Consider the following 20,264-nt stretch of genomic DNA (forward strand, 5'->3'; position numbering starts at 1 on the left):
CGGCGCAACCCCTTGGCGGTGTTCACGGACGACCGTGTTCCTTCAAGCGCTGCATGAGGGCGTCCGGCGTGGCATAGGCCTCCTGCCGGGCGACGCTCCAATAGCGGAGATTGTCGAGGGGGATGACATCTCCCGTCACCGCGCAGCGCACGTAGCTGCCGGGCTTCACCACCCGCATCGTGCCGTCGCCGTAGGAGACGACCGCCTCACCCGAATGTCCACGATCCAACCGGCCCAGCACGTCACGCCTCCGACGACAAACCGCGCCCTTCTACACCCGTCCCACCCGTTCAGGCGAGCATGGAGGGCACGGTGTCGGCCGCGAGATGCCGCCTCGCCTCGGCGGCATCGAGATGCATCCGCGCGATCAGGTCATCGGCGCTGGCAAACCGCTCCTCGCCGCGGATGTAGGCGACGAATTCCACCGCCAGCTCCTGGCCGTAGAGGTCGCCCGAGAAGTCGAACAGGTTCACCTCCAAGAGCGGCGCGCCGTCATCGAAGGTCGGCCGGCGGCCGTAGCTCGCCACGCCGTCGTTGATCGCCCCGTCCTGCCGCCGGACCCGCACCGCGTAGATTCCGTGGGCGAGGGCGCAATCGGTGAGAGCGAGGTTCGCAGTGGGATAGCCGAGCACGCGCCCGCGCTTGTCGCCGTGGCGGACTTTGCCCGTCACGAACCAGCGGTAGCCCAGCAGCGCATTCGCCCGAGCCACGTCGCCATCGGCCAGGGCCGTGCGAATCTTGCTGGACGACACCGGCTCCTCCTCCCCCGACAGGGCGACCGGATCGACCAGCCGACAGGTCATCCCGGCTTCGCGACAAAGCTCCTGCAGCACGGACGGGGTTCCCTCGCGCGCGCGGCCGAAATGGAAGTCGTGGCCCACCACCACGCCCGACAGCCCGAGCCCGTCGCGCAAAAACTCCATCACGAAGGCGCGAGCGCCGGTGCCCGCCAAATCGGCATCGAAGCGGCGGACGATGAGTCCGTCGAGCCCGCTATGGGCGAAAAGGATTTCCTTGGCGTGCTCGCCCGTCAGGCGGAACATGGGCGCATCGGGGCGGAAGAAGGCGCGTGGATGCGGCTCGAAAGTGAGGGCCACTGCGGGGCGGTGGCCCTCCCTCGCCTCCTCGCGCACGGCCGCCGCCAGCGCTCTGTGGCCACGGTGCACGCCATCGAAATTGCCGATTGCCGCGACCGCCCCGCGCAGGCCGGCGGGCAGGGGCTCGTCCGCACGGCAGAGCAGGAAGGGCCGCGCGGTCGTATCGTCGCCTGAGGCCATGGATCCCGGGTCGAAACTCGCGAAAGCGCCGGAAGGCGGGGGCGTCCGCCCGAGGCCTGACGCGGCCGGACCCTGCCGAAACGGGCACGGCCGGTCAAGCGAGGTCTCTTCAAGCGCTTTAACGCCTTTGCAAGACGGTACGGCTAAGGTCTCGACAGGTTCCGCGCGGTCATGCCGCCGGACAGGACAATCCAACAATCCGGGCGATCAGTTTCCCCGGGTGACTTCGGAGCATTTGGTTCATGGCTCTCGACCTGAGCATGCCGATCCTCGTCGTCGACGATTACCAGACGATGGTCCGCATTATCCGCAACCTGCTGAAGCAGCTCGGCTTTGAAGAGGTCGACGACGCCTCCGATGGGACGGCCGCCCTCGCCCGCATGAAGGGCCGCAAATACGGCCTCGTCATCTCTGACTGGAACATGGAGCCGATGACCGGCTACGAGCTTCTGCGCCATGTCCGGGCCGACGAGAGCCTGCGCACGACGCCGTTCATCATGGTCACCGCCGAGTCGAAGACGGAGAACGTCATCGCGGCCAAGAAGGCCGGCGTGAACAACTACATCGTCAAGCCGTTCAACGCGGCGACGCTCAAGTCCAAGATCGAAGCCGTCTGCGGCAGCTGACGGCCCGACCGGGGTGCGACGGCGCATCCGCCGCGTGCCCCCGGCAGGACGGCAGGGGGGATGGGCGGATCACAGACGGCGATCCTGCACTCGAGGTTGAGCAGATGTCTGACGCGCAGCGGCGAATGTCCGCCGATATTCGTGAGTTCGAGTCGGCGGCCGTCGTCTCCGAACTCATCCAGATCGCCGAATACATCACGCATATGCGCGACGAGATCGCGGCCTTGCGCGCCAACGAGATGACCCGCGACCGGATTCCGATGGCGCACGAGGAGCTTGGCAGCGTCCTCGCCGCCACGGCCGGGGCGACCAACCGGATCATGGCCGCCGCCGAATCGCTTCTCAACATGCCGGACGGGCCGGAAGGCCGGCCGGTGCTGGAGGAGCATGTCGGGACGATCTTCGAGGCCTGTGCCTTTCAGGACATCACCGGGCAGCGAATCTCCAAGGTGGTGGACGCGCTCCAGAGCTTCGAACAGCGGCTCGACCGTTTCATCAGTGCCGTCCGGGCGCGCGATGCCGCCATCTCCGATCCCGCCGAGCGCGCCCGCCGCGAGCGTGCCGCCGAGCTGATGCTCAACGGACCCCAGGCGCAGGAGATCGCCACCAGCCAGGACGACATCGACGCGCTGTTCGCCTGACAATCGACTCCGGCGCCGGGAGACGGTTACACCGTCACCGGGCCGGGCTCGGACGGTGTGAGGACATGGCGGCGCGATACTGGTCCGATCTGACGACCGAGGAGTTCGCCGCCCGCGATCGGGCGCGGACGGTCGCGGTCCTGCCGGTGGCCGCCACGGAGCAGCACGGGCCGCACCTGCCGCTTTCCACCGACACCGACATCGCCAGGGGCTATCTCGACCGGGTCGTCGCGCAGACGCCCGACGACATCGATGCCCTGATCCTGCCGATCCAGACCATCGGCAAATCCGACGAGCACGACGACTTCCCCGGCACGCTCACCCTCACCACCGGCACGGCGCTCTCCGCCTGGACCGAGATCGGCACGGGCATCGCCAGGGCGGGGTGCACCCGCCTCGTCATCGTCACGAGTCACGGCGGCAATTCGGCGTTGATCGACCTCGTGGCCGGTGACTTGCGCAACCGGCTTGGCATGGTCGCGGTCACGACCTCGTGGAGCCGGCTCGGCTACCCGGACGGGCTGTTTCCCGCCGATGAGATCACCCACGGTATCCATGCTGGCGGGATCGAGACGGCGCTGATGCTGGCCCTTCGACCGGACCTCGTGCGTTGCGACCGGATCGCGGATTTCCCCTCGCGCGGCGCCGAGATCGCCCGAACTCACGCAATCTTGCGCACGGGCCGCCCGGCGGCGCTCGCCTGGAAGGCCGGCGACCTCAATCCGTCCGGCGCCATCGGCGATGCCCGTCTCGGCAGCGCGGAGTTGGGCGAGCGCCTGCTCGCTCACGGCGCGAGGCGTTTCATCGACTTGCTCGGCGAGGTGAGCCGCTTCGACCTGTGACCGGATCAGGCGGCGTCGAGCGGCGACCACGTCACCAGCACTTCCACGACGACCGGATCGCGGGCCGCGAGGGGGCTTAGCACCTGAAGGCGCTGCATGATGCGTTCGGTGATTGCCTCCGCCCTCGGCATGTCGGCCTCGATTTCGGGCGCTGGCGTGGGGTCGAGATGGGCGCGCAGGATGCGCAGGGCCGCGCAAGACGGCCGGATGCGGTAGAGGACCCCCGGTTCCGTGAACAGCGTGCCCGTCCGACAGATGCGGGTGATCGCCCTGAACAGCGCGACGTCCTCGCCCCCGTGGCGCCGGAACAGCGCATTCTCCGGGAAGCCGCCGGCATCCACGATGACACGGCGGCGGGCCACCACGTTGCTCGGCGTGCTGAACGTCACCGACGTCCAGGCCTCCGGGAAGCTCGGATGGTCCCGAAAGGCCGACGCGAGGCCGAGCGGTTTCAGCGCCAGACGGACGAGGGCGAGATCCGCCATGGCGTCGAGGGCGGCGACGGCGACGTCGAGCGCCCGGTCCTCGTACAGATCGTCGGCGTCGAGGAAGGCAACGAGATCCGTCTGGGCCAGCGCGAGGCCGATGTTGCGCGCATAGGCCGGTCCGCCGTTCCGCGTCAGCCGGGTGAGTGCCACCCGGCCCATGGCCCGCGCCGCCAGGGCGTCGACGATGGCGGCGGTGTCGTCGCGGGAGGCGTCATCGATCACGAGGACGCGCCGGCAGAGGGGCGATGCGAGGGCGCTGCGTACGCTCTCCGCGATCGTCTCCGCGGCATTGTAGGCCGGCATGATGACATCGAGGCGGCCGGGACGGTTCCCGTTCATCTCAAGCGATCCGATCAAGGTTCAACGCTGCGGTCCTGTAGCATTCTATGGCCCCATGATTTCGGGCTCATGGCGCGTTCGGCGTTGAAAACGGCGGGATCCCGCGAGATCCACCGCATTTGCGCGCGAATATTTGGCAGTACGAAATCTATGGTTGCTGTTCGCGAAGGCCGCTCCAAAAAACCGCGGGTCGGGCGTAACCGCCGTCAGCGAGGGGGCGAATGGGTGTGCGTGGGGCAGGTCTGTCCCGCTGGAGGCACCCGAACGATGCGAAATGCCCTCTTTGCGCTGCGCCGGCCGGCCGCTCTCGCCGTGGCTGCGCTGTCCATGCTGTCCCCCGCCAGCGCCCGCCCGGTGGTGGTGGAGCTGTTCACCTCGCAGAGTTGCTCGTCCTGCCCGCCGGCCGAGGCGGTGCTCTCGGCCTTGGCCCACGAGGGCGGCGACGTGCTGCCGCTCGCCTACCATGTCACCTACTGGAACCACCTCGATTGGCGGGACACCTATTCCCTGCCGGCCGCCACCCAGCGGCAGCACGCCTATGCGGGGCGGCTCGACGGGCAGGTCTACACCCCCGAAGCCGTTATCGACGGGCATACCGGCCTCGTCGGATCGCAGGAGGCCTCCGTGCGCGCGGCCATCGCAGCGGCGAGGGCGCGGGCCGGCGAGGCGGTGCCGGTGAGCCTTGGACGCGAGGGGGGTCTTACGGTCCGCCTCGGCGCCGGCACGGGTTCTGGCACCGTCACGCTCGTCGGATTCGATCCGAACCACGTCACCTCGGTCGCCCGGGGCGAGAATGCGGGGCGCACCATCACCCAGGCGAACGTCGTCCGTTCGGTGACCGAGATCGGCCGCTGGTCCGGGGCGGCGCGGGAATGGACCCTGCCCTGGCCGACGGGGGAGGCCGCCGCCGTCATCGTCCAGGACGGGTCGGGCCGGGTGATCGGCGCCGCGCGGATCGGAGGCTGACGCCCATGGCCGCCTCCTTCGCCTTCGGGCCCGGCGGGTTCGCCCCGATCGGTCGCGCATATCTCCCGTCTAGGCTAGAATGCGCGCGCGGTGAGGCACGGGCCGGAACCAGGATGGCGCTCGAAGGCGAACTGGCGGGCTTGATGGCGGCGGCGCAGCGGGGCGATGCGTCCGCCTACCGCGCGCTGCTGCGTGCCTGCCTGCCGGTCATCGCCGGGTTCGCCCGGTCGCAGGGCGTGCGCGGCGATGCGGTGGACGACGTGGTGCAGGACACGCTGATGACCCTGCACGCCGCGCGGGCGAGCTACGATCCCGCCCGCCCCTTCATGCCATGGCTGCGCGCCATCACCCAGCGCCGGGCCATCGACCGCCTGCGCCGGACCTCGCGGCGTCCGCAGGAGGTGTTCGATCCCCTCGCCTACGAGGCGGAAGTCGATCCCATGCCGGCACCCGGCGCGGGCCTCGAGGCGCGGGATCGCGGCGCGGCCCTGGCGCGGGCGGTGGCCGCCCTGCCGGAGGGGCAGCGGCAGGCGGTGGAGCATCTGGGCTTGCGCGAACTGAGCCTCGACGAGACCGCTGCCCTCACCGGGCGCAGCAAGAACGCCCTCAAGGTCAACCTGCACCGGGCCCTGAAGGCGCTGCGCGCCAGCCTCGCGCCGGGGAGTGAATGATGAACACGCGCCACGACCGGCTCGTCGAGGATCTTGCCGGGCACCTCGAACCCGTGCGGCCCCTGCCCCGTCCCTCGCTGCGGGCAGCCCTGTGGCTCGGCGCGGCTGTCGTCATCGGCGCCCTCCTGGCCTCGAAGTTCGCGATGATAGGGCTGGATCACCGCACCGGCCGCGCGGACCTCTGGCTCTCGACAGCCGGGGGGGTGCTCACCGCGATCACGGCGGCCTATGCCGCCTTCGCGACCAGCGTGCCGGGCCGCTCGCCCGCCTGGGCGCTGCTGCCGCTGCCGGCCGTTGCCCTCTGGGTCGCCGCGAGTGGGCTCGGTTGCCTGCGGGCCTGGCTCAGCCCGGCTCTCGACTTGCACGACGAGCACGGGCCGCTGAGCTGCCTCACGTTTCTCGTCTGCGTTTCGGTACCGCTGTCGCTGCTGATCGTCGCGATGCTGCGCCGGGCCTGCCCCCTGCGCCCGAACCTGACGGCGGCGCTCGCCGGCCTCGCCGTCGCGGGAGCCGCCGCGACGCTCCTCGTGCCGTTCCACCCGGAATTGGCGACGGTGTCGGACCTTCTCGTCCATGCCGTTGTCGTGGTCGGGGTGATCGTCCTCAACATGCTGGCGGGCGGGCGATTGCTCTCGACGGCGCGGGACTGAGGCGTCGCCCTATCTCTCGTCGTCGGGCGAGAGGGCGGGCCAGTCCACGATGCGCTCGGGATATTCGTCCTCGCCGAACTCCTCCTCTGTCCCCGCGAGGCGCCCGCGCACCGACATGCCCGCCTCGTGGATCGTGGCGCGGTCGCCGGAGACGAGGTGGTGCCAGGGGTAGAGCGGCAAACCGTCCCGCACGAGGCGGTAGGCACAGGTGGGCGGCAGCCAGGGGATCGAGCGCACCGCCTCCGGCGTCAGGCGCACGCAATCGGGCACCTTCCTCTGGCGGTGGGTGTAATCCCGGCAACGGCAGGCGAAGCCGTCGAGCAGCGTGCAGCCGATATCGGTGTGCATCACCTCGCCGGTATCCTCATCCTCGAGCTTGATGAGACAGCAGCGGCCGCAGCCGTCGCACAGACTCTCCCACTCGTTGGGGGACATCTCTTCGAGGGACTTGGTCCGCCAGAACGGCGCGTCCGCGAGGGGCTGGGATTTGGGGAAGGATCGGGACATCGGCCGCGTCCGTCTGCCCGACGCGACGGCCCGAGGCAAGCCGGCGTCCCGCCCGCGCCGCAATTGCCGCGTTAACCGCGATCACGATCCCGCCGCTGGGAAACGGGCCCGCGAAGGCGTCCGTGCGTTAACCTGCGCATCGTGCCGCCTCGCCGCCGCCGTGCAACCCTGATAAGGAATGGGTAGCCGCGAGGGCGCCCGAACACCGGATCCGATCACCGTGCGCCTGCCCAGATTGAACGCGATCAAGACCCGCATCGAGCGCGCGGCCCTCGCCTTCGACGCGTGGGTCAACGCGTCGCTCTACGACAGTGGGCGCTCGACCGGCGAGGCCTACGAGCGCTTCCAGCGTTTCATGAGCCGCTTCGCCGTGCGCGGCTGGAAGCGGATCGGCCTCGACCTCACGAGCGAGGCGCTGACCCTCGGCACCGGCGGCATCCTGGCCATGCTCGCCCTGGCGCAGCCGGCCTTCCAGCTCACCAGCGACAATTGGCTGAAGCAGCAGGACCTCGCGGTCACCTTCCTCGACCGCTACGGCACGGAGGTCGGGCGGCGCGGCATCAAGCACGACGACTCCCTATCGCTGGACCAGTTTCCCGACATCATGATCAAGGCGCTGATCTCGACGGAGGATCGGCGCTTCTACGACCATTACGGTATCGACCCGATCGGGACGCTGCGCGCGCTGGTGAACAACTCGCGCGGCGGCGGCAACACGCAGGGCGGCTCGTCCATCACCCAGCAGCTCGCCAAGAACCTGTTCCTGACGAATGAGCGCTCGCTCGAGCGCAAGATCAACGAGGCGTTCCTGGCCTTCTGGCTGGAAAGCCACCTCACCAAGAACGAGATCCTGAAGCTCTACCTCGACCGCGCCTACATGGGCGGCGGCACCTTCGGCGCGGTGGCGGCGGCGGATTACTATTTCGGCAAGCCGCTCAAGGACATCAGCCTCGCCGAGGGCGCGATGCTGGCGGGCCTGTTCAAGGCGCCGACGAAATACGCGCCGCACGTGAACCTGCCCGCCGCCCGCGCCCGCGCGGCGGACGTGCTGCACAACATGGTCGAGGCCGGCTTCGTCACCGAGGGCCAGATTCAGACGGCGTTGCGCAATCCGGCGACACCCGTCACCCGCACCCGCGACATCACCGCCGACTACTATCTCGACTGGGCCTTCGGTCAGGTGAAGGCCATGGCCGACAGCGGCAAGATCCGCGACCGGGTGCTCACGGTGAAGACACCCCTCGACCTCGCCGTGCAGAAGCGCGCCGATGAGGTGGTGGCCGACATCCTGCGCAAGTCCGGCGATGCCTACGACGTCGACGAGGCGGCGATGGTGATCCTCGATCCGGACGGGGCGCTGCGCGCCATGGTCGGCGGCGCCGATTACGGCGAGAGCCAGTTCAACCGCGCCACCGACGCGATGCGCCAGCCGGGCTCGTCGTTCAAGCCCTACGTCTACGCGGCGGCCCTCGCCTCCGGTCAGTTCAAGCCGGACACGACGGTGGTGGACAGCCCGGTCTGCATCGGCAACTGGTGCCCGCAGAATTACGGGCGCTCCTATACCGGCAGGGTGCCGATGTGGCTCGCGGTGGCGAAGTCGATCAACACGATCCCGATCAAGATCTCCATCGCCCTCGGCAAGGCGATGGGCATCTCCCACGAGGCGAAGGCCGCCAAGGCGGGCCGCGCCAAGATCATCGCCATGGCCCACAGCATGGGCGTGACGGCGCCGCTCATCGACACCGTGTCCCTGCCCATCGGCTCGGACGAGGTGACGGTGATCGATCAGGCGGCGGGCTACGCCGTGTTCGCCAATGGCGGCTTCAAGGCGAAACCCTACGCCGCCACCGAAATCCGCAATTCCTCTGGCGAGGTCGTGTACCGCCACGCCGACGAGGCGCCGGAGCGGGTGCTGTCACCCCAGGTCGTGGCCGACATGAACTTCATGCTGAATAAGGTCGTGGAGGAAGGCACCGGCAAACGGGCGCAGCTCGAAGGCATCAAGGTCGCCGGCAAATCGGGCACCACGAACGCCTACCGCGACGCGTGGTTCGTCGGCTACACGGGCAATTACGTCGCCGCCGTCTGGTACGGGAACGACGACCACACCTCCACCAACAAGCTGACCGGCGGCTCGCTGCCCGCCCAAACCTGGCACGACGTCATGGAACCGGCCCACCAGGGCATCGAGATCAAGGGCCTGCCCGGCCTGAAGGACAGTGCGAAGGCGGCCGCGCAGGCGGCGGCGGGGGGTGCCACGGCGCCCGTCGATCCGAACGCCAGCGCCTTCGGCAAGCTCTCTCGCCGCTCCTTCGAGGTGATCGGCGGGCTGAACGGGCTGTTCCGCGCCGCCGAGCGTTCGCGCGTCAACGCCAAGCCGGGCTCGGACGACCGCGCCTCCGCCGCTCCCGCCCGCGAAGTCGCCGAGGGCGCCCGCGCCGTGGGCGGCCGCATCGCCCTGCCGTGAGGCATGAGGCCATGAAGGTCGCGTTGTCCGGGCAGGCCGCCCGCCTGCCCGCCTCGGCGGGAGCGGCCAGGGGGTTCGTCGCCCGCCTCGTCCGCAAGAGCGGTACGCCCCTCCTCGTCGTCTACGCCCTCGCGCTCGGAGCCTTGCTCGGCCTCGCCAGCGCCGATTGGGCGACGCGCGGCGGCTATCCGTTCGGCGGTTTCCACATCGGCCCCTGGACGGCGTGGCCCCGTGCCGGGGCGACCAACGCCGACCCCTATACCCGCGCCGTGAACGCGCGCCGGGGCGAGATCCCCCTCGCGGTGGGCGAGGGCCTGCTCCTGACAGCCGCCGAGGACGACGATGGCCGCACCCTCGACGCCTCCTGCACCTATGCCATCGGCGGCACCGTTCCCCCCGCCCGCGCTTGGACGATGACCGTCGCCGGGCGCGGCACCCGCGATCCGAACCGCCCGCATATCCGCGACGGCTTCACTTCGACCGAGATCCTGCGGCGTCAGGACGGGCGCTTCGTCATCACCCTCTCCCCCGAGGCCGAGCCGGGCAACTGGCTTCCGAGCCCGCGCGCCACCGGGCCGATGCGTCTGGCGCTGCGCCTGTACGACACGCCGGCCGCCGCCGGCGTCGGCTCCCTCGACCGGAGCGTCGTGCCCTCCATCGTCCGGAAGGGCTGTGCCCCGTGAGCCTGCGCTTCGCCTACGCCACCCTCGCGGGGCTCGTGCTCGCCGGCATCGTTCACATCGCGGCGGTGCTCGCCATCCCGCGCCTCGCGGAGACGGACGCGGTGACGCGCGCCCGCACCAGCGAGAGCCTGGACCATCCGCAGGTGATCTACGCCCTCGCCACCGGCGAGACGCCCGCGCCGCAGGAGGCCTGGCTGCCGATCCCCGATCCGGCGGTGGCCGTGGGCGTCTGTGCCTACGACCTGACGGACGGGCCGATGCGCGTCTCGGCGCGCACGGGTTCGCTGGCCCTCTCGCTCGCGGCGCATGGGCGCCAGGGCGCCTTCTACGCGGTGGCCGATCAGGCGGCGGTGCGCGGCGCCCTCGACCTCGTGATCCTCACCCGCGCGCAGTACGATCAGGCGCTCGCCGACGACGACGACAACGAGCCGAGCCGCGACGTGCGGATCGTCGCCCCCGAGGGGCGCGGCATCGTGGTGGTGCGGGTGATCGCTGGCCTGCCGAGCCAGCGGGAGGCCGCCAACGCCGCCGTGCGCGCGGTGTCCTGCACCACGGATGCCGCTGCCGACGAACCGGCCAAGCGCTAGAGCGGTTACGGGAAAACCCGGCTCATGCCGCGCCTCCCGTCTTTGCGAGCGAAGCGAAGCAATCCAGGGATCCGCCACATCCGTTCAGGTCCCGCTGCCCTGGATTGCTTCGCTGTCGCTCGCAAAGACGGTGAAGCAGGTGATCCGGATCAAACCAAAACCGCTCTAGAGCCGCGCTCGAACGGGTTGGTGGCCCCGCCGCCTCATCGCAAGAGTGTGGCCGGATAGACACCGGCTCCCCCGTCTCTGCTCCGCTGGCAAAGACGGCGGATGAGTGAAGGCCCGCCTCGGTCTGACCGACACCGGCCCTGACCCATCAATCCTTCACGACCAGCGGCACACCCGCCGCGACCGCGGCCGCCGGTGCCGGAACGAGGCCGCAGCGGACAGCCGCATCCGGCGGCAGCACGGGATCGAGCAGGGGGCGCCGCGCGGCGAGCATCGCCAGGGCGCGTTCCGATTCGGCCGCACCGGGGTCCGGCGCCTCGGCGAACAGGTGTTCGAGGGCGTAGCGATAGGCTTCCAGCCGTTCGCCCGTCTCCAGCCGGACCCAGGCCACGAGGCAGCGATTCTCGGCTACCCGCATGGCGGCCTGGCGCACGTCCCAATCGTCGAGGGTCTTCGCGAAGGGCAGGCTCCTCAGCCGTCGCGCATCGGCATCGGCCACCCGTGTGGCGAGCGCTGCGAAGGGCGGGATCAGCCGCGCGTCGGCCACCGCGTCGTCCGTCAGGCGGCGATAGCGCGAGACCTGCGAGCGGATGTCCTCCGCGAGCAGCGCGTCGTGGTAGCGCGCCGGATCGTGGGGGCGCCAGGAGGGTGGCAGCACCCGCGCGCGGGTCAGGTTGGCGATGATGTCGAGGAAGGCCTCGCGCGTCGTCGCGGGCATCAGGAACCGCCACGCGCGGTTGCGCAGGTCCTGCTCGTCGTCGGTGAGCGGCGAGGCCGAGGCCGGGCCGCCGCGCTCGCCCGCCACCACGGTGCCGGTGGCATCGACCAAGCTGTTCCAGACGCCCGCCTTGGGCCGTCCGAAATCGCCCTGCTGCGCGCAGGACACGAGGAGGCCGAGGGTGAGGCCGCATGACAGGGTGCGAAGGGCGCGGCTCGGGCGCGGCGCGTCCGCGTGCGGGAAACTCGTGTTGGAATGCATGGCGCTGAACGGGCTTGCGGGCGTGCGGTCGCATCCGCCGGCCGCGCCGGACGCGTCACTGTGCCGAGGGGATACCGATGACCGGCGAGGCGTCGTTCAGGAGGCGAGGCGCTCGTAGCGGACGCCGAGGAAAAGCAGGATCTGGCCGCGCGACTCGCCGGAGACGGGGGCCGGCTTGGCAGGCCGCGCTGCCCGCGACGGGAAGGCGACGACCACGCCCGTGGCGGTCGCTTCGTGGGATGTCGGCGAGGAGACGGCGTTGTGCTCGATTTTCCGGTGGCGGTTCATGGTCTGGCTCCTGTCGGCGATCCGGGCTTTTGCCCAGGCCCGGCAATGGGCGTCGGCAAGGGGCGTGTGGTGGGATGTTCGAATTCTGGCTTCGTGCTGCCCGAGCAGATCATCACGGGATGGTTAACAGATGCTTGCACGAGCCCCGTGGCGGCGATGCCCGACTGGCGCGCGGCTTGCAGAGACGTCTTTGCCCATGGCGGGCGTTTCCTCCCTTTCACTGGCCCTGCCCGGATGCGGGCGGGGCCATTTTCTCGTCGGGAGCCGGCCGGCGCATTTCTGCAACGTGCGACACAAGCGGCAGCCGGGGCGCTTGCCTACAGCCCGGCTGGCCCGATATGCGGACGCTACGCGGGCCGGTCCGCCGCCCCGCAACCGTTTGTTAAGGACAAGGCTGGATGCGACTGGTTCCGGACCAATCCCTTCGTTCGCCGCGTGCCGCCGCGCTCGCCGCGCTCGCGTTCCTGGCGCTGTCGGCCGCTCCGGCTTACGCGCAACGCGACGATCAGGGACTTCAGCTCGGCTGTGCCGACGATTATTTCCGCCTCTGCATCGGCGTCGATCCGAACAGCCCGGATGCCGACCGTTGCATGACGCGCAACCGTGCCAAGCTGTCTCAGAAGTGCCGCGCGGCCATCGGGGACTATGATCGCCGCACCGGCGGCAAGTCGATGCCGAACAACTGACACGCGCATCACGCGCGCACGGGAAAGCCACCATGAGCCTGACCGTCGCGGTCCAGATGGATCCGATCCAGAACATCCGGATCGCGGGCGACACGACCTTCGCGCTGTTGCTGGAAGCGCAGCGCAGGGGGCACCGGCTTTTCCACTACACGCCCGACCGGCTCTCGATGCAGGGCCGGCGGGTGACGGCGCGGGTCGAGGCCCTGACCGTCCGGGACGTGCAGGGCGACCACTTCACCCTCGCGCCCCCGGAACGGATGGACCTCGCCGAATGCGACGCGGTGCTGATGCGCCAGGATCCGCCGTTCGACATGGCCTATGTCACGGCGACGCACATGCTGGAGCGGATCCACCCGAAGACGCTGGTCGTGAACGACCCGTCCGAGGTGCGCAACGCGCCGGAGAAGCTCTTCGTCCTCGACTTCCCCGAACTGATGCCGCCGACGCTGATCAGCCGCGACCGCGCGGAGATCGAGGCGTTCCGCCTGGAGCACGGCACGGTGGCGATGAAGCCGCTGCACGGCCATGGCGGCGCGGCGGTGTTCAAGGTGACGGAGAAGGACCCGAACTTCGGTTCGATGTTCGACCTCTTCGCCACGACCTTCAAGGAAGCCTGGGTCACGCAGCGCTACCTCGACCGCGTGACCGAGGGCGACAAGCGGATCATCCTCGTGGACGGCGTCGCCATGGGCGCGGTCAACCGCGTGCCGGCGGCGGGGGACATCCGCTCCAACATGGTGCGCGGCGGCGCGGCCTCGGCCTCCGAACTCACCGAACGCGAGCGCGAGATCTGCGCGACCATCGGGCCGGAACTGGCGCGTCGTGGCCTGATCCTCGTGGGCATCGACGTGATCGACGGCCATCTCACCGAGATCAACGTCACCTCCCCCACCGGCATCCGCGCCATCGAGCGCCTCGGCGGGCCGAACCTCGCCGTTGCGGTGTGGGATGCCATCGAAACCCGCATCGCGGCGCGGAAGGCGGGCTGACGCTTACAACTCGGCGCGTGGGGTCGCGCTGAGTTCGGCCCAATCGAACTCCTCTTCCAGCAGGAAATAGGCGTCGTCGCCGATCTCGCCCTGGCGGCGCATCTCCATCACCTTGTCCCGGGCGGCGAGGATGGCTTCGCGCCGCGCGGCGTCGGCGGGAAGGCTCTCGGGGGCGCGCCCCTCCTCGTGCGCCTCGGCCTCCGCGAGGGCGGAGCGGAACTCCGCGCGCAGGGCATCCGTCGCGGCACAATCCTCTCGTGCTTCGAGGCTTTCGAGCGCCGCGCCGTACGCAGCGGCCCGCCCGCGCCCGACCTCCTGTCCCACGGGGTCGTCGTCGGGAAGAGCGAGGCGCTTCAGAAGCGGGCTCAGCGTCAGGCCCTGCAGCACCAGGGTGCCGAGCACGGTGAAGAAGGCCGTGAACACCACGAGGTCCCGGTGGGGAAAATCCTGCGGCAGGGCGAGCGCTGCGGCCACCGTGACGATGCCGCGCATCCCTGCCCAGGCCACCGCCACCCCGGCCCCGAGCCGCGCCCGGTCGCCGTGGGGGCCGAGGCCGAAACCGCGCAGGCCGCTCGTCGGGAGAACCCAGGCGAGCCGCGCCAGGACGACGGTCAGGAAGACGAAGCCCGACAGCAGGATCGCCTGCCATTGGTCGGTGGGGTTCAGCCGTTCCAGGATCGGATCGATCTGGATGCCGATCAGCACGAAGGCCAGCACGTTGAGGACGAACACCGCCGTGTCCCACACGGCGTAGGAGACGATCCGCGCCCGCGGGGCGGTGACGCCGGGCGCCCGCCGCGCCACGGTCATCGCGAAGGTCACGACCACGAGGACGCCCGACATCTCCACCTTCTCCGCGGCGAGCCACAAGCCAAAGGCGGCAACGAATTGCAGCACGATGGCTGTCGGCGGATCGCTGATCCGCTTGCGCAGGGCGACGAAGGCGATCCCGAGCAGCGGGCCGACGACGAAACTCGCGGCGACGCCGAGCAGGAAGCCCGGGAGGGCCTCCCGCATCGAGAAGCTGCCCGCCATCGCGGCACCGACGGCAAGACGGTAGAGCAGCAGCGATGCCGCATCGTTGAGCAGGCTCTCGCCCTTGAGGATGGTCGCGAGCCTGTGGGGCATCGGCGCATGGCGTAGCACCGCCATCGCCGCCACCGCATCCGGGGGCGCGACGATGGCGCCCAGCGCAATACAGGCCGAGATCGGCATGTCGGGCACGACCACCTTCGCCACGACGGCGACCGCGAGGCTCGTCACCACCACGGCGCCCACAGCGAGGCCGAGCACCGGCTGCCAGCTCACCCGCAGGTCACGGAGGGACGCATCGAACCCGGCATCGAGCAGGACGGGGGCGAGGAACAGCGCAAGCGCCAGTTCGGGATCGAGCTGCAGGTTCGGCACGCCGGGCATGAAGGCGAGCCCGATGCCGCCGATGGCGAGGAACGCGGGATACGGGGCGCCGAGCCGCGCCGCGAGGCCGGTGAGGACGACCGCGCCAAGCAGGACGGCGACGGTCCATTCGAAGATCAACATCGAGGGGACATAGGGCGTGACGAGGCGCGCGCCGGGTATAAGCTTTGCGTTGACCGCCGCCCTCGCCTATTCGACAGGAAGACCCGCCGGACACGCCATGCCCGAGACACCGATCTTCTCGTCCGCCGCCGTCGCCGCACCGCACAGCCTCGCGGCGCAGGCGGGCCTCACCGTGCTGGCACAGGGCGGCAACGCCATCGAGGCGATGGTCGCCATGGCGGCCTCTATCGCGGTGGTCTACCCGCACATGAACGGCCTCGGCGGGGACGGCTTCTGGCTGGTCCGCGAGCGCGGCGGGAAGGTGCGCGGCATCGAGGCCTGCGGGCCGGCGGCCCGCGAGGCCACCATCGCCCGCTACCGCGAGAAGGGCTACGACGCGATCCCGCCCCGTGGCCCGGAGGCGATGGTGACGGTGGCCGGCGCGGTCGGCGGCTGGTCGCTCGCCCTCGAACTCTCCAAGGCGCTGGGCGGCCGGCTTCCCCTCGAAACGCTGCTGGCCGACGCGACCCGTCAGGCCCGCGAGGGCGTGCCGGTCTCGGCGAGCGAGGCGCGCTACACGCCGCAGCCGGGCGACACCCTGCACGAGGCGCCGAACTTCGCGGCGACGTTCATGAAGGACGGCAAGCCCTTCCCGGCGGGCGAGACGCGCCGTCTCCCGGCGCTCGCCGGAACGCTCGAACAGCTGAGCCATGCCGGGCTCGACGATTTCTACCGGGGCGATATCGGCCGCGAGATCGGCGTCGATCTCGAAAAGCTCGGCGCTCCGGTCTCCCGCGCCGACCTCAAGGCCTACCGGCCGGCGGAGCGTGCCCCCCTCACCCTGCGCCGCCGGGACGCGACACTGTACAACTTCCCGCCGCCAACCCAGGGCCTCGCGGCGCTTATCATCCTCGGCCTGTTCGACCGTCTCGCCATCGCCGAGCCGGAGACGGCCGCGCATTACCACGGGATGATCGAGGCGACGAAGCGCGCCTTCGCCATCCGCGACCGGGTGGTGACGGACTTCTCCCGCCTGCGCCACGATCCCGCGACCTTCCTCGACGCGCAGCGCCTCGCCGCCGAGGCGGCGCGGATCGAGATGAAGCGGGCCGCCTCGATCCCGGTCGTCTCGCATAGCGGCGACACGGTGTGGATGGGCGTGATCGACAAGGACGGGCTCGCCGTCTCCTACATCCAGTCGGTCTATTGGGAATACGGCTCCGGCACGGTGCTGCCGCGAACCGGCCTCGCGTGGCTCAATCGCGGCGTGTCGTTCTCCCTCGATCCGGCCTCGGTGAACCCGCTGGAGCCGGGGCGGCGGCCGTTCCACACCTTGATCCCGGCGCTCGCCTGCTTCGACGACGGCCGCGTGATGGCCTACGGCTCCATGGGCGGGGACGGGCAGCCGCAATTCCAGGCGCAGATCTTCGCCCGCTACGCCGATTACGGGATGTCGGTGGCGGAGGCCGTCGATGCCCCACGCCTGCTCTACGGCCGCACCTGGGGCGCGCCGTCGCTCAGCGTGAAGGTCGAGGATCGCTTCGATCCCGCCTGCCTCTCCGCCCTGGAGCGGATGGGCCACGAGATCGAGTCGGTGGGCCAGGCCTACAGCGACACCCTCGGCCATGCCGGGATGCTGGTGCGCCATTCCCGCGACGGGCGCATCGCCGCCACGCACGATCCGCGCTCCGATGGCGGGACGCTGGGGCTGTAGCTCGGTAACGTCCGGCCGGTATGATACGGCCGCGCTTGATCTTTCGCTTCCTACCAGACCGCCGCCGCCATGCTTGTCCATGAAGGGTCCACCCGGACGTACCGGATCGACGAACGCCTCGGCTGGACCTTCGCCGCCATTGCGGGGGCCCTGAACGTCGCCGGCTTCTACGCCTTCGGCACCTTTTCCTCGAACATGACCGGCAACGTCTCGGCGCTCGCCGACCATCTCGGCCTCGGCGAGGTGCGGATGGCGCTGTTCGGCCTGCTCCTCGTGCTGGCCTTCGTCGCGGGGGCGATGGCCGCGACCCTGGTCATCGATGCCGGGCGCACGCGGCATCTGCCGGGGGTCTATGCCTACGGCATCCTCGGCGAGGCGGCGATGCTGCTGGTGCTCGGCTGTGCCGCCCCGTTCCTGCCGGAAGACGCGCGCGGCGCGGTGCTGGCGCTGGGCCTCAGCTTCCTCCTCGGGTTGCAGAACGCCACCGTGACGCAGATCACCAACGCGCGGGTGCGCACCACCCACGTCACCGGCATGGTGACGGATATCGGGATCGGGCTCGCCAACCTCCTCGAACGCCACCCCTGCGTCGACCGGGACAAGCTGCGCCTGCACCTCGTGACCGTGGCCGCCTTCCTCGGCGGCGGCATCCTCGGCGTGGTCCTGTTCCGGGTGATGGGCACCGCGCTGCTCATCGTCGCGGCCTGTGTCCTCGCCGGCCTGGCCATCCCCGGCATCACCATGGCCCGGCGGCTGCGGGCCTATGCCGGGCCGGCGGAATCCCGCTCGGTCTGACGCCACCGCAAGCTGAACGATTGCTGCCAGACGGCTTCAGGGCCGATGCAGGCGGCGCACGGCATTCTCTCTCCATGGCCGGAACAGCCGGCCGAAGACATCGAGAGGGTTGGGCCATGAAGACGTTCGCTACCCTGGCCGCCGCCACCCTGGTCATGGTCGGGTCCCTCGGCGCTCCGCAGGCGCAGGCCCGGGGCGGCGGCGCGGTCGCCGCCGGCGTGATCGGCGGTCTCGCGGCGGGTGCCCTCCTCGGCGCCGCCATCTCCGAGGCCCATGCCGAGCCCGCCTATGGCTACGGTTACGCCCGGCCCGCCCCGGTCTACGGCTACGGTTACGCGCCGGCCCCGCGCGTGCACGCCTACGAGGTCGATGAGGTGCCGGTCTACCGCACCGAGCGCGTCGTGCGCCGCTACGACGTCGAGTCCGACGATGGCTACCGCTACGCCGGTTACGGCTACGGCCACCGCCGCCATTGCGACCGGCCCTACGGCTACGGCGCCTGGTGAACGTCCCCGACCCCGCAGCGATCCATTTATCGCTGCGGGGTGCGGAAGCATATCGCTGCCGCTCGATCAAGCAGCAAATGGATGACGTTTATATAATCTTCAATATGTATTTTTATGCATGACGGTAGTGTTCACAAGACCGGCCGTTCATCATGCATGTCTCGATCAAGGCGGCCCTCGGGGGCATGTTCGGCTTGGCGGCGCTCGTCGCGGCGGGGCAAGGTTACGTCGCCGTCCGAAGCCTCTCCGAAATGAAGCAGAACGTCGGCGAGATCGGCCGCGTGAAGCTTCCCGCGATCAACGCGGTCAACCAGATCAACACCGCGATCCGCGACCACCGGGTGAAGCTCTACAGGCTGGTCCTGTCGTCGGAGACGGCGAATGACCTCGCGGAGAACCGCAAGACCGTCGATGGCGTCGGCAAGGCCATCGACAAGCTGCGCCATGAATACGAAGCCATGGACAAGACCGCCGAGGAGCGTGCGCTCTACGAGCGGTTCTCGACCCTGTGGGCCACGTATCTCGCGCAGCAGGCGACGGTGATCGACACCCTGGCTGCGGGCAATCGGGGCGAGGCCCTGGCGATCCTGCTCGGGCCGGACCTGCTGCAACTGGCGACCAACGCCTCCGACACGCTGAAGAAGAACGTCGCGGTGAACAGGCAGGCCGCCGAGGTCGCCGTGAGCGGCACCATCGCGGATGCCGAAGGCGCGATCCGCACGGCGGGCCTCGCCGCCGGCCTCGTGGTGGTGCTGTCGCTGCTGGCGGCCCTGTTCAGCTTCCTGCGGATCTCGCGGCCGATCCAGCGCATGACCGGCGCGATGGAGAAGCTGGCGGCGGGCGACAGCACCGTCGCCATCCCCGGCGCGGGCCGCAGGGACGAGATCGGCGCCATGGCCGCGACCGTACAGGTGTTCCGCGACAACCTCATCCGCGAGCGGCAGCTCGAGGAAGAGACGCGCGTGGCCCGCCTTTCGGCCGAGGAGCAGCGCCAGGCTGCCATGCGCCAGATGGCGGACGGGTTCGAGGCCGCCATCGGCGGGATCGCCACCCTGGTCTCGTCCTCCGCGACGCAGCTGCAGGCGACGGCACAGGCGATGTCCGGCACGGCCTCGCGCACCGCCGCGCAATCCAACACGGTCGCCATCGCGGCGGAGGAGGCGGCGGTGAACGTCACCACGGTGGCGGCGTCCGCCGAGGAATTGGGTTCGTCGGTGCAGGAGATCGGCCGGCAGGTCGCGGGTTCGGCCGAGCTGGCGCGCCGGGCCGTGGACGAGGCCGGCGAGACCGCGTCTTCCGTGCAGGAGCTGAACGAGGCCGTCGCGCGGATCGGCGACGTGGTGACAATGATCGCTCACATCGCCGGGCAGACCAACCTGCTCGCCCTGAACGCCACCATCGAGGCGGCGCGGGCGGGCGAGGCGGGCCGGGGCTTCGCCGTGGTGGCCTCGGAGGTGAAGGAACTCGCCGGCCAGACGGCGCGGGCGACGGAGGACATCTCGACCCAGATCGCCCGTATCCAGGCGTCGACCGGCCATGCCGTGCGGGCCATCGACTCGATCGGCGGACGCATCCGCGAGATCAGCGGCGTGGCGACGGCCATCGCGGCGGCGGTGGAGGAGCAGGGTGCGGCGACGCAGGAGATCGTCCGCAATGTCGCCCAGGCGGCCACGGGCACGGGCGAGGTGACGACGACCATCGCCGACGTCGCGGGGGCGGCCGAGGAGACCGGGGCGGCGGCGAGCCAAGTGCTCGATGCGGCCTCCGAACTCTCGCGCCATTCCGAGCGCCTTCAGGCCGAGATGACGCGCTTCGTGGCGACCGTCCGCGCTGCGTGAGGACGGGCCGAACCGGCACGGACGGCGCGCGGCGCCTCC

Annotated in this window: 22 protein-coding genes; 15 read left to right on the forward strand and 7 right to left on the reverse strand. The window is 70.2% G+C overall.

Annotated features, from left to right (window positions below; translation table 11 throughout):
* Positions 1-22: 22 nt before the first annotated feature.
* Positions 23-241 carry a DUF2093 domain-containing protein gene (locus ACS5Q7_RS09865; RefSeq protein ID WP_478339147.1) on the reverse strand — a complete coding sequence of 73 codons (219 nt, stop codon included), beginning with the start codon at positions 239-241 and terminating at the stop codon, positions 23-25.
* 49 nt (positions 242-290) lie between these two features.
* Positions 291-1,277, reverse strand: coding sequence for a bifunctional riboflavin kinase/FAD synthetase (locus ACS5Q7_RS09870; protein WP_478339148.1), 987 nt, complete (start codon positions 1,275-1,277; stop codon positions 291-293).
* A 242-nt stretch (positions 1,278-1,519) separates the two neighbouring features.
* On the opposite strand from ACS5Q7_RS09870, the gene ACS5Q7_RS09875 reads away from it, so the two are divergent.
* The 3 genes from ACS5Q7_RS09875 to ACS5Q7_RS09885 all read left to right on the forward strand — a co-directional run bounded on the left by ACS5Q7_RS09875 (position 1,520) and on the right by ACS5Q7_RS09885 (position 3,386).
* Positions 1,520-1,903 (forward strand): response regulator, encoded by a 384-nt coding sequence (locus ACS5Q7_RS09875; RefSeq protein ID WP_238250447.1) that lies wholly within the window; start codon positions 1,520-1,522, stop codon positions 1,901-1,903.
* A gap of 104 nt (positions 1,904-2,007) precedes the next feature.
* Positions 2,008-2,544 (forward strand): protein phosphatase CheZ, encoded by a 537-nt coding sequence (locus ACS5Q7_RS09880; protein WP_478339149.1) that lies wholly within the window; start codon positions 2,008-2,010, stop codon positions 2,542-2,544.
* A 65-nt stretch (positions 2,545-2,609) separates the two neighbouring features.
* Entirely contained in the window at positions 2,610-3,386 is a 777-nt protein-coding gene (locus ACS5Q7_RS09885; RefSeq protein WP_478339150.1) for a creatininase family protein, read from the forward strand.
* Positions 3,387-3,391: 5 nt separating this feature from the next.
* Here ACS5Q7_RS09885 and ACS5Q7_RS09890 read toward each other — a convergent pair whose 3' ends face one another.
* A complete protein-coding gene (locus tag ACS5Q7_RS09890; protein WP_478339151.1) occupies positions 3,392-4,213 on the reverse strand; it encodes a glycosyltransferase family 2 protein in 822 nt (273 codons plus the stop codon).
* A 312-nt stretch (positions 4,214-4,525) separates the two neighbouring features.
* Between ACS5Q7_RS09890 and ACS5Q7_RS09895 the strand changes: the two genes are divergently transcribed.
* From ACS5Q7_RS09895 to ACS5Q7_RS09905, 3 genes are all read left to right on the forward strand, one after another.
* Positions 4,526-5,179, forward strand: coding sequence for a DUF1223 domain-containing protein (locus ACS5Q7_RS09895; RefSeq protein WP_478339152.1), 654 nt, complete (start codon positions 4,526-4,528; stop codon positions 5,177-5,179).
* A 113-nt stretch (positions 5,180-5,292) separates the two neighbouring features.
* Complete coding sequence (locus ACS5Q7_RS09900; RefSeq protein ID WP_478339153.1) at positions 5,293-5,850, forward strand: sigma-70 family RNA polymerase sigma factor; 558 nt, start codon at positions 5,293-5,295, stop codon at positions 5,848-5,850.
* On the forward strand, positions 5,850-6,500 hold the full coding sequence (locus ACS5Q7_RS09905; RefSeq protein WP_478339154.1) for an NrsF family protein: 651 nt from the start codon (positions 5,850-5,852) through the stop codon (positions 6,498-6,500). Before ACS5Q7_RS09900 ends, ACS5Q7_RS09905 begins: the two co-directional genes overlap by 1 nt.
* Positions 6,501-6,509: 9 nt before the next feature.
* On the opposite strand, the gene ACS5Q7_RS09910 is transcribed toward ACS5Q7_RS09905, so the two are convergent.
* Positions 6,510-7,007, reverse strand: a complete 498-nt coding sequence (locus tag ACS5Q7_RS09910) for a YcgN family cysteine cluster protein (RefSeq protein ID WP_478339155.1) — start codon at positions 7,005-7,007, stop codon at positions 6,510-6,512.
* Between the two features lie 220 nt (positions 7,008-7,227).
* On the opposite strand from ACS5Q7_RS09910, the gene ACS5Q7_RS09915 reads away from it, so the two are divergent.
* Genes ACS5Q7_RS09915 through ACS5Q7_RS09925 form a run of 3 tightly spaced genes read left to right on the forward strand, consistent with a single transcriptional unit; the run spans position 7,228 to position 10,744 of the window.
* On the forward strand, positions 7,228-9,474 hold the full coding sequence (locus ACS5Q7_RS09915; RefSeq protein ID WP_478339394.1) for a transglycosylase domain-containing protein: 2,247 nt from the start codon (positions 7,228-7,230) through the stop codon (positions 9,472-9,474).
* An 11-nt stretch (positions 9,475-9,485) separates the two neighbouring features.
* Positions 9,486-10,157 (forward strand): DUF1214 domain-containing protein, encoded by a 672-nt coding sequence (locus ACS5Q7_RS09920; RefSeq protein WP_478339156.1) that lies wholly within the window; start codon positions 9,486-9,488, stop codon positions 10,155-10,157.
* Positions 10,145-10,744 (forward strand): DUF1254 domain-containing protein, encoded by a 600-nt coding sequence (locus tag ACS5Q7_RS09925; RefSeq protein WP_478339395.1) that lies wholly within the window; start codon positions 10,145-10,147, stop codon positions 10,742-10,744. The genes ACS5Q7_RS09920 and ACS5Q7_RS09925 overlap by 13 nt, the downstream gene beginning before the upstream one ends.
* 316 nt (positions 10,745-11,060) lie before the next feature.
* Here the strand turns inward: ACS5Q7_RS09925 and ACS5Q7_RS09930 are convergent, their stop codons facing one another.
* Together ACS5Q7_RS09930 and ACS5Q7_RS09935 are read right to left on the reverse strand one after the other, a co-directional pair.
* The gene (locus tag ACS5Q7_RS09930; RefSeq protein WP_478339157.1) at positions 11,061-11,891 is read right to left on the reverse strand and encodes a hypothetical protein; all 831 of its coding nucleotides are present in this window, start codon (positions 11,889-11,891) and stop codon (positions 11,061-11,063) included.
* A gap of 96 nt (positions 11,892-11,987) precedes the next feature.
* Positions 11,988-12,179 carry a hypothetical protein gene (locus ACS5Q7_RS09935; protein ID WP_478339158.1) on the reverse strand — a complete coding sequence of 64 codons (192 nt, stop codon included), beginning with the start codon at positions 12,177-12,179 and terminating at the stop codon, positions 11,988-11,990.
* Positions 12,180-12,577: 398 nt separating this feature from the next.
* On the opposite strand from ACS5Q7_RS09935, the gene ACS5Q7_RS09940 reads away from it, so the two are divergent.
* The gene (locus ACS5Q7_RS09940; protein WP_478339159.1) at positions 12,578-12,865 is read left to right on the forward strand and encodes a hypothetical protein; all 288 of its coding nucleotides are present in this window, start codon (positions 12,578-12,580) and stop codon (positions 12,863-12,865) included.
* 32 nt (positions 12,866-12,897) lie between these two features.
* Complete coding sequence (gene gshB, locus ACS5Q7_RS09945; RefSeq protein ID WP_478339160.1) at positions 12,898-13,854, forward strand: glutathione synthase; 957 nt, start codon at positions 12,898-12,900, stop codon at positions 13,852-13,854.
* Between the two features lie 3 nt (positions 13,855-13,857).
* On the opposite strand, the gene ACS5Q7_RS09950 is transcribed toward gshB, so the two are convergent.
* Positions 13,858-15,393 carry a cation:proton antiporter gene (locus ACS5Q7_RS09950; RefSeq protein ID WP_478339161.1) on the reverse strand — a complete coding sequence of 512 codons (1,536 nt, stop codon included), beginning with the start codon at positions 15,391-15,393 and terminating at the stop codon, positions 13,858-13,860.
* 97 nt (positions 15,394-15,490) lie between these two features.
* Here ACS5Q7_RS09950 and ACS5Q7_RS09955 point away from each other — a divergent pair, with 97 nt between their 5' ends.
* The 4 genes from ACS5Q7_RS09955 (at position 15,491) to ACS5Q7_RS09970 (ending at position 20,225) form a co-directional block, all read left to right on the forward strand.
* Positions 15,491-17,086: a gamma-glutamyltransferase family protein gene (locus ACS5Q7_RS09955; protein WP_478339162.1), complete on the forward strand. Its 1,596-nt coding sequence runs from the start codon at positions 15,491-15,493 to the stop codon at positions 17,084-17,086.
* Positions 17,087-17,155: 69 nt separating this feature from the next.
* Positions 17,156-17,881, forward strand: a complete 726-nt coding sequence (locus tag ACS5Q7_RS09960; protein ID WP_478339163.1) for a YoaK family protein — start codon at positions 17,156-17,158, stop codon at positions 17,879-17,881.
* Between the two features lie 116 nt (positions 17,882-17,997).
* Positions 17,998-18,387 carry a hypothetical protein gene (locus tag ACS5Q7_RS09965; RefSeq protein WP_478339164.1) on the forward strand — a complete coding sequence of 130 codons (390 nt, stop codon included), beginning with the start codon at positions 17,998-18,000 and terminating at the stop codon, positions 18,385-18,387.
* Positions 18,388-18,539: 152 nt separating this feature from the next.
* Positions 18,540-20,225: a methyl-accepting chemotaxis protein gene (locus ACS5Q7_RS09970; RefSeq protein ID WP_478339165.1), complete on the forward strand. Its 1,686-nt coding sequence runs from the start codon at positions 18,540-18,542 to the stop codon at positions 20,223-20,225.
* Positions 20,226-20,264 lie beyond the last annotated feature (39 nt).

Source organism: Methylobacterium sp. Gmos3 (assembly GCF_056430985.1).